Source organism: Thermostilla marina, assembly GCF_054657455.1.
The window spans coordinates 1908605-1920659 of sequence record NZ_BAAHYR010000001.1 but is presented as its reverse complement, the minus strand read 5'-3'; the positions used below and the strand labels follow the sequence as shown (position 1 = coordinate 1920659).

Sequence of the window (12055 nt, the reverse complement as noted above, 5' to 3'; positions counted from 1 at the left end):
GTCGGTACGAAACGGAAATGGGTTCGGTTTATTCAGGCCCGGAGGCATCACCTTGCCGTGTCGATGCCTTCGGATCGATCGGGACGATAGGCACCGCCCGATCAACCGATCCTCTCCTCGTCTCTTCTCTCACGGCGGAGCCGCTCGATCAGCTTTGTCCTTATTGTTCGGAATTCTGCCTCCTCAAGCTGACCCGAGGCTCGCAATTCCTCGAGGTTCGCGAGCAAATCTTCGGCCGATGAGTCGTTCTGTACGGCCTCTGCCCGAATTTTCTTCAGGAAACGAACGGCGACGATTATGAGGATCCCCAGGATCAACAAAGATAAGAGTAGTTGGACGATGTTGGACAAGGCTTCTCATCCTCGCAATCTTACGCAAAGTGAACGTCACGCGCCGACATCGGTAGTCGTCGATACCCTTTTACCTTGCCCACGTCGTATTATGGAAGTCACCGGCGACCTCGTCCACCCCGAATTCGCGGCCGATTGACAGCCGATTCCGTGAGTCGTAGGCTGGCGTTCCGGGACACATTTTCCACCCGTAACGGGTCGTAACCAATTTTGTAGGTAGTCTCAGGAACGATGCCTCATGAGTACAAAATCGACATTGGACCGCATCCTGGATTGTGGAATCGTTGCCGTCATGCGGGCCCCCAGCGGTGAAATGCTGGCGGACGTCGCCGAAGCCCTCCACGCCGGGGGGGTGACGGCCATGGAGGTCACCTTCACCGTACCGGCCGCCCATCGCGTGCTGGAGGAAGTCGCGGCTCGGCTCGGCGACAAGATCGTCCTCGGTGCAGGCACGGTCCTCGATTCCGAGACGTGTCGCATCGCGATTCTTTCCGGGGCCGAATTCATCGTGGCGCCCACAGTGAATCGTGACGTGATTGCCATGTGCAAACGGTACAGCAAGCCGGTCATGCCTGGGGCATTCACCCCGACCGAGGTTCTGACGGCGTGGGAAGCCGGAGCCGATGTTGTCAAGATTTTTCCATCCGACGTCGTGGGGGCGAAATACCTCAAGGTTCTCAAAGGCCCGCTGCCGCAGGTACGCATGATGCCGACCGGCGGTGTCAATCTCGACACGGCCGCATCCTTTTTGGAAGCCGGCGCCTGCGCCCTGGGAGTGGGCAGCGCCCTGGTCGAAAAGAAGGCCGTGCGCGACCGCGATTTCGCCCGCATCGAAAACTTGGCAAAGCAGTACGTCGAAATCGTCCGCGCAACCCGTGAACGATTGGCCCAAGGTTGACGGAAAGCGTGATCGCCTAATTGCGGCAACACCCCTGTTTCCCAAACCACGCAGCCCCTCGAGGTTTCCAACAAATGGCGAAGTTATCGGCCTTCGAATTCGCCGGAAGGAAACGCCTTTCCCCCAAAGGGGGGTTTTGTGTTCTCGAAGGCACCGAACCGTTTTTGCGTGCGCTGGCCTTGGAGCGTCTGCGGAAGCTGTTCGGCGACCGCGACGACGAATGTGATATCCGCCGGTTCGACGGAAAATCGACCGAATTGCGGGACGTCGTCGGCGAGGTGGCAACACGGAGCATGTTCGGCGGCACGCGCGTTGCCTTGATCGACGACGCCGACGCCTTTTTGAAGAAGTTCCGCGACAAACTCGAAACGTTTTTGGAATCGCCTCCGGCAACCGGTTTTCTCATCCTGTCGGTCCAAAGCTGGCCCAAGAACACGCGGCTGGCCAAGCTCGCCGACAAAGAAGGGGCGTGGGTCATCGACTGCACGCCGCCCAAACCCCAAACGTTGGTCGAAATATTGACGAAATGGGCCGAGGCTCGGTACGGCCTGGCATTACAGCGAGAGGCCGCCGAACTCTTGATCGACCTGGTGGGCCCGAATCCGGGTGTGCTGGATCAAGAAGTCGCCAAGCTGGCCAATGTCGTCTCGCCGGGCCGGCCGATTACGGTAGCGATCGTCGAGGAAAACGTGAGTGCCTGGCATGCCAAGGCCGTGTGGGACATGCTCGACGCTGCATTGGACGGCCGCCCGCACGAAGCGCTGGTCATGCTCGATCGCTTGATCAATGCAGGCGAGAACCCGGTCGGAATCTTCGGCATGATCGCTCCCACGCTCCGGCGTTACGCAACCGCCGCCCATATCTTGCTGCATCCGCGGGGACGTCCTATCCCCATACCGGCCGCGCTGGAGCAGGCGGGATTCCGAAAATTCACACTGCGCAACGCCGAAGCCCGATTGAAACGATTAGGACGCTATCGTACTGCGCAACTGGTGCGTTGGCTGAACGAGGCCGACCTGGCCATGAAAGGGGCGCGTCCCAGCGATCCGCGTTGGATGCTCGAACGCCTTCTGTGGTTGATCGGAGCTCCCGACGCCGTGCGAGTCGAAGCCCGGCTACTATGACGGTTGTTTCCTCGCATGTTCCCCGCGGCATTTCCTTCGCCGACAAAAAAGCGATGTCCAGGCATCCCCCGGGCATCGCTTATGTCTATCGAGTCGGAAAGCGGTCTGCTGCGTCTTCCGTCAGCGGTGCGGCGGGGCGAATTTCACCTTTTCGACCAGCTTCACCACACGATTTCCCTCAATGTACCCGGACACGGCCGTAATCGCCTGCATGACGTACTCGTAGCGTAAATCGTAGTCGCAATCGAGTTCGACCTCGGTACTCTCCAACACGCCGGGCCCCGGATCGTCGCCGACGATTCCCCGCACGCGCTGTTGCAATTCTGCGAAGCTTCCCAGCTTTGCCTCGGCCAAGTACAGCCCGGCAAGTTGTCCCTGCGAATCGGCCGTCATGCGGACCTTGATCGGCGGAATCGGCACGTCGCTAGGCACTCCCGGTGAGGGCGCCGCAACAGGCATTTTGATGAAAAAATCCCCTTCCGGTGCCACGATCTTAAAAGTCATCAAGAAGAACGTGAGCAACTGGAAGACAACGTCGATCATCGGCGTCATCTCCAGTTTGAGATCTTCGCTGAGCCTTTTACCAGTGTGTCGTATCTTCATCGCTTACGCGCTTTCTTGTCTCGCCCGCAACGTGTACTTCTCGAACCCGGCCTGCTGGCACTGCTGAATCAACTCTTGCACCCAGCCGGTCTTGGCGTACCGGTCGGCTCGAATGATCACGGTCGCGTCCTGCGGCGACAGACCGCGCATTTTCATGATGGCTTTTTCGGCCACCAAGAGCGGATTCACCCCCTCGATCGTGACTTCTTCGGCTCCGTAGAAAACGGTGCCTTTGGAAGTCATCTGCAGGGTGATCGGATACGTCGGAGGGGTGTCCGGCGGCTGGGCCAACTGGCTCAACGGCAACCGGATGAGTTGATTTTGATCTCCAGCCGAAAAGTTGATCAACAGCATAAAGAAAGCGATCAACAAGAAGGTCATGTCGATCATGGGCGTCATTTCGGGCTCCGCGGCGGGGAGCTCGCGACGTTGTTCGACTCGCATGACGGCTCTCCTCAATTCCTCGATAGTCGTTCCCGAAGGGTCGACTAACCTCTTGCTTACGCCTTTTTCGCGCCCGTGTTCGAAAACCGCGACATCAGGCCTTCGCTGACGATCCCGACTTCCAGTACCAACCGGGCAACGCGGTTGCGCAAAAGACCGTAAGCGAGCATGGCAGGAATAGCGATCGACAGACCGACCAATGTCGTCACCAACGCCGTCGAAATACCGCGAGCCAATTCCGAAGGTTTCGGAGTGGTCGTGCTGTTGGCAATGACGCTAAACGAGTTCACCATACCGTGAACCGTTCCCAAAAGCCCGACCATCGGACTGATCGAACCGATCAAGCCGATGTAGCTGAGCCGGTGCTCCATCCGCATCGACTGCTCTTCACCGACCTCTTGCATTGCCTCGATGGCCTGCGGATAGCCGGCAGAAAGCTTTGCCAATCCCGCGGCCAACACTTGGCCGAGGAACGAGTCGTCATTCTTTGCCAGTTCGTAGGCTTCTTGATATTGTCTTTCGTTGAGATGTGCCTCGAAGCCGTCGATCAAGGCGGTCGGAATCACCGCCTCGCGGCGTGCCCCGACGATGTTCATCACCAACAGGGCCACGAAGCTGAACGACAAGACGAAGAACGCCGAGCTGTAAAAGATGCCCAGCGACTCGAAGAACCAAACAAGAACCGACTTTTTGACCGGTTGGGCGGCCTGATCGCCTGCACCGGCATCGGCAGGGGCCTCATCGGCGGCGGGCAACTCGTCGTCGGCCGCTTCTTCGGCTTGGGCGGTAGGCGTCATCCACGTCGACACCGCCGGGATCCCCCCCAGCAACAAGACCAACAACCCGAGCGAAATCGTGACCGCTCCCAACCAGCTCGACCAAAATGCTTGCCGCATGAAAACCTCCAATACGCTTGTTCTCAGTTCCGCTAGGAAAATATGGGGGGTGGAAATCCCGTTTGCAGTAAGGCAGCTCGAAGGACCTTACGCGAAGCCCTCCGGTAATCCGTCATGTTATTACAAAGTGTAATTCCGCTCCCACGCCGGCCCAATAAGTGACTCTCTGGAGAACCACCCGATTGTGCCGATTGTAGCAATTCCTTGCGTCGCAGGGCACAATCCGCCGCCGAATCAGCCCGAGGGAGGCGTGCGTCCGTACCGCTGGCGCAGAATTTCCGCCGCCCGCGCGGCACGATCCGGCCGCTGTAATTGCGGCCACAATTGGACCAAGTTCTCCAGTGCCGTGATGTGTCCCTGGGCAAACTGCGAATACAACAAATCGACATGCAGGAAGGCCAAGACCGCATCCTTCGGCTTGTTCGCCTTGCGATAGGCCGTGCCGATCGCGTTGTAGGTTCGAGCGGCCAGTTCGACATCGTCGGCCAGGTCGGGTCGCGCCAAGATCGGCTCCAAGATAGCCAACGCCTCGTCGGTTTTGCCTTCTTCGGCTAAACACTGTGCTTTCCCGATATTTGCCATTACTCCCAGTCGATCGGCACCGGGAACTTGTCCCGCCAATTGAACGGCGGCATCGAAGGCCGCGGCAGCCTCACTTGGTTTGCCGGCAGCCAGCTTCGCCCAACCGACCAGAACGTTGGATTCAAGCTTGTATTCCGGCCAGGGGGCTTGAGCCAACTTGGCGTAATAGCTCTCGGCGGTTTCCGGTTTGTCGACGGCCATCAGCAAATCGCCCACGATCCGAGCGGCTTCCCAGTGATGCCAATTGTTCGGAGAGCCGCTTTCGAATGCCGCCATTTGCTGGCCTGCCTCGGCGATGGAACCACCGCTTTCAAGAGCCACCCGAGCGGCCACATAGGCCGAGAGGAACGCAATCTCTTCCTTGACTTCCGGCCTCGACACCGAACTCACTTGGATTCGTTCGAGGGCGCTTTGCGCATCTTGGAATCGGCCTTCCGACACATACGTTCGAATGGTCCGCAGCGCCGCCGGTTCATCCCCCCCGAAGCTGATCGATTCGATCTTGTTGACGGGCACTTTTTGCTGGACCCCGCTCTGATCCAATGTGACCTCGTTGGCGGTCATCGCAACGATGCGTCCCGTCAAGGTGTCGGATTCCGTTTTGATCGTGTCCAAAGCGAGCGAGGGAAGCGCCGTTGCGAACACCAGCGCTACCGCCGCAGACGTCTCAATCAACCAACGTTTCATCGCGTTCTCTCCTCTCGCACGTGCCGCCGACTCAACGTCCGCCCGCAGGGGCGGGCCTTGCAGCGGTTACGTCGGTTCAGGACTTCTTCAACCCGGCCAGGCCTTGCGGCATGCGGTTTCCTTGGAGTTGTTCAATCTTTTTGTACAGCGCGTCGTACTTGGCGTACCACTCGTTGCCGCCCATCGAGGGATACAACTGGTAGATACGCGCTATATCGAGCCGCGCTTGTTCCAAAAGCTGCTCTTTCTCTTCTCCACTCTTGCGTTGCGCCAGTTTCATCCGACACAAGGCCAGATTGTACCGCGCTTGATGAAACATGTCCGAGTACTTGTCGTAATAGGCAACCAACCGGTTGGCGATCCCTCCCCACCCCCACACGATGTACTTGTTGCCTTTCTTGACCCCGCCGCGAATCGCGTATAGGTAGTAATCTTCCTTGTCGGGTTCTTCGGCCCACTCTTGGTAAATCGTGGCCGCCTCGATTTGGGCATCCAGTCGGGTTTCCTTCGTTTCGAGGACGCTCACGATCAGTTTCATGGCGCTTTCGTATTGTCCCATTGCCCGCAGACAACCGGCCAAGCGCACTTTCAAATTGAGCTGGGCATCGGCGCCCAGGGCTTCGGGGGCAAACGCCGGATCTTCCTCGCAGCGTTTGATCATCAACAGGTAGGTTCGAGCGGCTTCCTTGTAATAGTTCGCAGCTTTTTCAGGAAGCTCCGCTCCGCCCGGATCCAGCCCTTTTCCCAGGCCGTAAAATGTCTCGGCAACCCAACTGAGAGAGCGGAAATCGGCCTCGTCACCCTGCTGCGCGATCGATTTCAGGAAAACGGTGAAGCCGCTGATCACGCGGTCGAGTTCGTCGGTTTTCCCTTCGGCCTTCAATTGAGCGATTTGATCCTGCAACTGACGCCCCAAGCTCACGTAGAGCGCCGTCAACCGCGACGCGCTTCCTTCCCCCGACGAAGCCACCAGCGACTCAAGCTTTTGCCGGCATTCCTCCGCCTTGTCGAATTGGCGGGTTCCCACGTACGCCCGCAGGGCCGTCTTATATACCTCTTCTTGGAAGCGTTCCAGCGCAACCGATGGGTGTTTCTTGCCGATCAAACCGATCGGGCCGATCGTGGGATCGTCCAGTAACTGAACGGCTTTTTCGGCGTCACCGGCACTCAGATACATCTGTGCCAGCAACAAGATGGAGTATTCGAGAGAGTAGTCGATCGTCCCGCCGGCTTTCGCAGCCGCCATGGCATGCTGCAAACCGGTCTCCAAGATTTTCTGAGCCCGCGAACGCATCTCCGCCAGCGCCTCGGCAGAAGGTCGTTCGGCTTCCGGTGCCGAGGCAGCCTTGGCGTAAGACGTATAGATCGCTTGCCCCAAGCGGAGTTCCGCACGACCTCGACCGGCCGAATTTTCGGGCAGCAAATCAAGGTACTTTTCAGCAGTCTCAAAATCTCCCGAATCCAAAGCCGTATCAATCAGCATCAACACCGCTTCACCGGCTTCGGGCCGATCCCCCCAATTTCGCGCGACCAATTCGGCTAAATCGGTCATGCGAGCACGTTCAAACGAAGTATCTTCTCCGTTCTTCACCGCGGCGATGAATAGATTGCGATATGCCTTGACGGCAATCTCAGCGGCTTTGGGAGCTCCGGCAAATTGCGGCTGACGCCGGGCCAAGTATTCGCCGACGACGGCCGCATCGTAATACTCCTTGGCGTCCCAAAACAGGAAGACCAAGCGACGTCGAATCTCGTTCAGTTCTTCGGCGTCATTCTCCGGCCCGGCCATCCGCAAGGCCGCCAGGTACGCGGCGATGGCCGCGTCTCGATTCGTCTCACGATCCGATTCGAGAGTCTCGGCCTTTTTGGGATCCAGCTTGGGGTCCTGAAGTTGGGCATAGGCTACCGTGAATTGGCCGAACGCGAAGTCGCCCTTGTCCTTCGCTTCGACATACGTCTTTGGGGCTTCGCTCCCGGTAGCCGAAGCACTCACCAAGCCCTTGAGACGTTCCGCCGCTTCCAAGCGACGCGGACCACTGAATCGACTTACGAACTCGAAGTACTTGCGGGCCGTACCTTTTGCCGCTCGTGCTCCATCGGCATCCTTTTTCTCGATCGACTGCGCATACGCAATCGCGATTTCCCCCGCCAAGAAATAGACTTCGAGGCCCGTCGGCGTCGACCGAGCATCGCCCGGCACAGCTTCTTCCCATTTCGCAACTTCTTCCAATGCCTCGGTATATTTCTTCTGGGCTTGGTACTGTTGAAGCAGATTGACCATCGCCTGGTTGAGAATCTGCTGGTATGCCGGCACGTTGCCCGGCAGCGTCAACGTTTCTTTGAAAATCGCGACAGCCTCGTCGTTCTTCCCGAGTTCGGCCGCCACGATTCCCTGGTACATGCGGGCAATCGGCCCGGCGACGAAATTGTCGCCGAACGTTTCGTACACCTTGCCGTACTCGTCGTAAGCTTGCTGAAGCAGTTCTTTTTGCTTCTTGGCGTCCTGCGTGTACGTCTTGGCCAACGCGAAATCGACGCCGACGATCAACAACCTTGCCCGCGCATATTCGTTTTCAGCCTCTTTCTTCTCGTCGAGCAGTCGCCGATCGGTGGACGTAGCCGCTTTCTTGCGGATGTCGGCCACGCGATCTCGCGACAATTGGAGGAACTTCTCGAGATGCGGACGGCCTTTTTCGATGAGTTTTCTCGCCTCGTCCAATAACGCCTTGCGTTCGGCGTCCGACTTCCCCTCTTCCTTCGATTGGGCGATTTTCAAGGTCGCATCTTCGATCGCCATTTGCCCGAGCAAACTGTAGGCATCGATCGCCGAAGAATGATCACCGTGCTTTTGAATGAATCGCTCCAGTCGAGTCGCGGCTTCTTCCCGGAGCTGTTGCCGAAACGCAAGGTCGCGAGTCGTCTTCGCGTATTCCAACAGGGCCTTTCCGGCTTCGTAATCGATGACGGCTTTGAATTCGTCGGGGCATCGCGGATCCTCGGCCGCCCGATCGAGAAAATCGACCACGGTATCGTAGTAACGAATCTCTTTCAGGGCTTCGAGGAACGGCCTGAAATCGTCGGCGGCGACGGCAGGGCCTCCCCTCACCCCGACGAACGCCGAAAGCACACAAACGATCAACAAAACCGGCAACCTGCTTCTCATGGCTGTCGCATTCCGTTCGTCAATCATGATTGGCTTGCACCTCGCGTCTTCTGCGCGAATGTCAACGCCGTTTTTTCCGATCGAGGCGTTCCCTTCCGCCACACCGACAAGCCTGCGTATCGCCAAGCGTTTCGGCGCGCACGACGACCTCCCGATGTTTCGGCACCTTATTTCGGACCGAAAGCATACCCGAATCCGTCGTCGATGGCGAGCATCGGAAAAGCTTTTCCGCAGGCAGAAGAGTCATGCGCCGTATGCAGCCGCTTCGGCCGCGATGATTTATGGTCTCTGCTCCGTTCGTCCGCGATCAAGCCGCCGAGGGAAAATTGAGCTACACAGAAGGTGGCCTCTCTCACCTTGCACCAGACTTCGCCGCTCGGCAACTTCCTTCCGGCACCGCAACTGCCGAAAAGACCGGTCGGCATGGAACAGCCCAGCCCACTTCGCAAATCGGCACTTGCTACCTTTTGCCAACATAATCGACACATCACCGCTCTGCAACAATGGACGCACGCCATTCCGGCCTCGGCCTCCCTGAACACGCCAGTCCTCCTATTTTGACAAAACCTTCTCAGTACGGATTGCACTTCGATGTGACTTTGACGGCCGCAGCGGAAGTACTTCGACAGCCGGCTCGAAGACGGGGTAGAATGAGAAACGGAGAAAGAGGCTTGTTTTCCAAACACTTTGCGAGGAACCGAGTGTGCTGGATTTTCGACCGAAAGAAGGCTCGTCGGGGGGTTTTTCTCGTTCCGAGAGACGCCGCATCGCCCTGTTGGTGTTTCTTTTGGGCACGGTGATCTGGTTGATGGTCGAAGCCCGCAAGCCCGAAAACTACCGTTGGCTGTGGGTCATGTTCGAACAGTCCGCCGTGACCGATTCTTCCGACACCGGGGCACCGTCCAATGAATCGCTGCCGGACGAGTTGTCTGCGCCGACGGCGAACCAAGCCCTGTCGCAGTCCCCCACCGATAACCGATCCCCTACAACGACGCCGCAAAATGCGGCGCCGGTCGCAGACGCCGCCGTCGGCGAGCTCCAAACGGCGTTGGCCGAGGTCGATCTCTCACAGGTATCCGACGACACTCCTTTTCGGGCCGACGAGGCGGAACCGTGGTTTCGGATCTTCGCGCTGCTCCGACAGGCCGACGAGGCCGAACTGTCGCCTGCCAAATATCCTCACGTGCAGTTCGCAACCTTGTTTCGTCAAAGCGAGCAATACCGCGGGCGTCCGGTGGCGTTGCGTGGAGATATCATGGCAGCATCGGAAATGCCCGCCCCCAAGAATGACATCGGAATCGACCGATATTACCGGCTGATTTTGCGTCCCGAAAACGAAGACGATCCGGTTGTCTTGTACGTTCTCGAATTGCCGAAGAGTTTCCCGGTTGCTCCACGATTGACGGAACCGGCCGAGGTGGTCGGCGTCTACTTCAAACGCTGGGTCTATCTCGCCGGTGACGGGCTCCGTTCGGCCCCGGTCGTGTTGGCCAAGACCATTCATTGGTCACCGCGTCCAGCGGCGCAATCGGCCGAAGGCCCGCCGCCCGTCGGTCTGATTGCCCTCATCTCGGGAATCGCTTCGGTTCTGATCGCGTACCTCATTTACTTGAAAACCCGCCCCTCGCGTCCTCCGCAGTCGCTGTCCGGTCGCCGGCAACCTCACGACAAATCGCCTTCATCAGCGCAAACCGAGTCGAACGGTAGCGTGCGGTCAATCATAATCCTGATGCTTTGCACGACAACCATCGGGCTCGCAAACGTCGCATTGGGCCAAGAAGACGCCTCCCTCCCCCCCGACACTAGGACTGACACGGCAAAAGGCGAAAAGGCCCCAACGGTCGCCGGCGTCCCCGCTTCGACGATCGATTCCGCCCGGCAGTTTTTCGAATTGTACGGGGTTTCAACCAGCTTGTGGGAAAGAGTCGAACACGGTGTCCCCCTGAGTGACTCTGAAAAAGAATTGCTGTATCTGGTGCTGTACCACGGGCGCAAGATTCAACCGATCGAAGCGTTTCGGTGGAATCGCGGTCCGTTCGACGCGCAACAAATCGATCGTCCCGTGCAGGAGCTGCAAGGTCAACTGTTCACCGTCGAAGCCGATATCGAATCGTGGGAACGTGTCCCCGTGCTTGCCGAGATCCAAGAACGGTTCGGATTGTCGGAAATCTTTCTCTGCCGCGGACGCGACGACACCACAGGGGTTGCCGTTGAGATTTACACTGAACGAATCCCCGCGGCTTGGAAAAGCAAGGATTGGAAACCCGAAGGTCGCCTGAAGACATCCGCGTTCTTCCTCAAGTGGGGAAATCGCCCCCCTCAAAAGAAAGCAATATTCGCTGCGAGGCGGGTCGGTTGGCTGCGCAACGACCTTTTAGGACGCCTGGGCGTCGACGCATCGCTATTCGACGATTTGTTGCCCGCCCGCAAACCAACCTCGGCAGCCGAACGCCTCGCTTGGCACCACCTGGGCATGAAAGACCGGGAGTGCTTTTACACCCTGTTGGCAGCAGTCCGCAAGGCTCCGCCCGGTATGCTCAACCGCCTTGCCCTGGAAGAATTGACCCCGATTCAGCGGCGGAGCACTCCGGTCGAACCACTGTTCAATCGCCCCCTTCAACAGAGGGGCAAACTCGTCCGATTGGAAGGCACGGCCCGGCGTGTCGAACGAGTGGACGTCACTTCCCCCGATATCCGCGAACGCTTCGACATCGACCACTATTACACAATTTATCTATTCACCGAAGACTCCCAAAACTACCCGCTTGCGGTATGCGTTCCTTCGATTCCCGAGGATTTGCCCCTAGGTGAGGGGGCCGGGTATCACCAACACGTGTCGGTGGCCGGCTTTTTCATGAAGACCTGGGCCTTTCAGCCCGCGGGCGTACTGGATACCGACTCGGAAGCGGCGCCGTGGCAACTCGCCCCGCTGATCATCGGTACCGATGTCCAGCGTTATTCTCCAATGAGCTCTTTGGAGGGCACGAACTGGCTGCTCATCTTCCCTGGCCTTCTTCTGCTACTGGTATTCGTCGTGTGGCTAGCCGTCTGGTGGTTCAACCGCCAAGATGCGCGGCGCCGAACCTCGCAGTCCGCTGCTTCAGCGCCGACCATTGATCCCGGAGCCTCGCGCGACGAAACAAGTCGGCCTGACGACACTGTCGAACCGTAAACGGCGGTGCAGTTCCCCGCAATCCGTTGTGGCGGTAGGCTTGCCTTTCTCTCGTGCCTTCGCACAAGAGAAAAGCGAGGTCCCCTGCCTGCGTTCCTTTCCCGCAGTCCCACGACCGGTATAATGGCCACCACCA

9 protein-coding genes are annotated in these 12055 nt (G+C 58.4%); 3 read left to right on the top strand and 6 right to left on the bottom strand.

All coding sequences use genetic code 11. The features are described 5' to 3' along the window. Nucleotides 1-101 precede the first annotated feature (101 nt). The gene (locus ACYQ2I_RS06950) at nucleotides 102-350 is read right to left on the bottom strand and encodes a hypothetical protein (RefSeq protein WP_460166283.1); all 249 of its coding nucleotides are present in this window, start codon (nucleotides 348-350) and stop codon (nucleotides 102-104) included. A 238-nt stretch (nucleotides 351-588) separates the two neighbouring features. Between ACYQ2I_RS06950 and ACYQ2I_RS06945 the strand changes: the two genes are divergently transcribed. Both ACYQ2I_RS06945 and holA read left to right on the top strand, forming a co-directional pair. Then, nucleotides 589-1248, top strand: coding sequence for a bifunctional 4-hydroxy-2-oxoglutarate aldolase/2-dehydro-3-deoxy-phosphogluconate aldolase (locus ACYQ2I_RS06945; RefSeq protein WP_460166282.1), 660 nt, complete (start codon nucleotides 589-591; stop codon nucleotides 1246-1248). Between the two features lie 74 nt (nucleotides 1249-1322). Then, on the top strand, nucleotides 1323-2372 hold the full coding sequence (holA, locus tag ACYQ2I_RS06940) for a DNA polymerase III subunit delta (RefSeq protein WP_460166281.1): 1050 nt from the start codon (nucleotides 1323-1325) through the stop codon (nucleotides 2370-2372). A 120-nt stretch (nucleotides 2373-2492) separates the two neighbouring features. On the opposite strand, the gene ACYQ2I_RS06935 is transcribed toward holA, so the two are convergent. The 5 genes from ACYQ2I_RS06935 to ACYQ2I_RS06915 all read right to left on the bottom strand — a co-directional run bounded on the left by ACYQ2I_RS06935 (nucleotide 2493) and on the right by ACYQ2I_RS06915 (nucleotide 8747). Beyond that, entirely contained in the window at nucleotides 2493-2975 is a 483-nt protein-coding gene (locus tag ACYQ2I_RS06935) for an ExbD/TolR family protein (RefSeq protein ID WP_460166280.1), read from the bottom strand. Nucleotides 2976-2978: 3 nt separating this feature from the next. Then, a complete protein-coding gene (locus tag ACYQ2I_RS06930) occupies nucleotides 2979-3419 on the bottom strand; it encodes an ExbD/TolR family protein (RefSeq protein ID WP_460166279.1) in 441 nt (146 codons plus the stop codon). A 56-nt stretch (nucleotides 3420-3475) separates the two neighbouring features. Further along, a complete protein-coding gene (locus ACYQ2I_RS06925; RefSeq protein ID WP_460166278.1) occupies nucleotides 3476-4315 on the bottom strand; it encodes a MotA/TolQ/ExbB proton channel family protein in 840 nt (279 codons plus the stop codon). Between the two features lie 234 nt (nucleotides 4316-4549). Continuing rightward, on the bottom strand, nucleotides 4550-5584 hold the full coding sequence (locus tag ACYQ2I_RS06920) for a tetratricopeptide repeat protein (RefSeq protein WP_460166277.1): 1035 nt from the start codon (nucleotides 5582-5584) through the stop codon (nucleotides 4550-4552). Between the two features lie 76 nt (nucleotides 5585-5660). Next, nucleotides 5661-8747: a hypothetical protein gene (locus ACYQ2I_RS06915; RefSeq protein WP_460166276.1), complete on the bottom strand. Its 3087-nt coding sequence runs from the start codon at nucleotides 8745-8747 to the stop codon at nucleotides 5661-5663. Between the two features lie 703 nt (nucleotides 8748-9450). Between ACYQ2I_RS06915 and ACYQ2I_RS06910 the strand changes: the two genes are divergently transcribed. Continuing rightward, complete coding sequence (locus ACYQ2I_RS06910) at nucleotides 9451-11919, top strand: hypothetical protein (protein ID WP_460166275.1); 2469 nt, start codon at nucleotides 9451-9453, stop codon at nucleotides 11917-11919. Nucleotides 11920-12055: the final 136 nt, after the last annotated feature.

What these genes read in the sequence shown, in the direction of transcription:
- ACYQ2I_RS06920 (WP_460166277.1), bottom strand. Translation starts at nt 5,584, where the DNA reads ATGAAACGTTGGTTGATTGAGACGTCTGCGGCGGTAGCGCTGGTGTTC.
- ACYQ2I_RS06915 (WP_460166276.1), bottom strand. Translation starts at nt 8,747, where the DNA reads ATGAGAAGCAGGTTGCCGGTTTTGTTGATCGTTTGTGTGCTTTCGGCG.
- ACYQ2I_RS06945 (WP_460166282.1), top strand. Translation starts at nt 589, where the DNA reads ATGAGTACAAAATCGACATTGGACCGCATCCTGGATTGTGGAATCGTT.
- ACYQ2I_RS06925 (WP_460166278.1), bottom strand. Translation starts at nt 4,315, where the DNA reads ATGCGGCAAGCATTTTGGTCGAGCTGGTTGGGAGCGGTCACGATTTCG.
- ACYQ2I_RS06935 (WP_460166280.1), bottom strand. Translation starts at nt 2,975, where the DNA reads ATGAAGATACGACACACTGGTAAAAGGCTCAGCGAAGATCTCAAACTG.
- holA (WP_460166281.1), top strand. Translation starts at nt 1,323, where the DNA reads ATGGCGAAGTTATCGGCCTTCGAATTCGCCGGAAGGAAACGCCTTTCC.
- ACYQ2I_RS06930 (WP_460166279.1), bottom strand. Translation starts at nt 3,419, where the DNA reads ATGCGAGTCGAACAACGTCGCGAGCTCCCCGCCGCGGAGCCCGAAATG.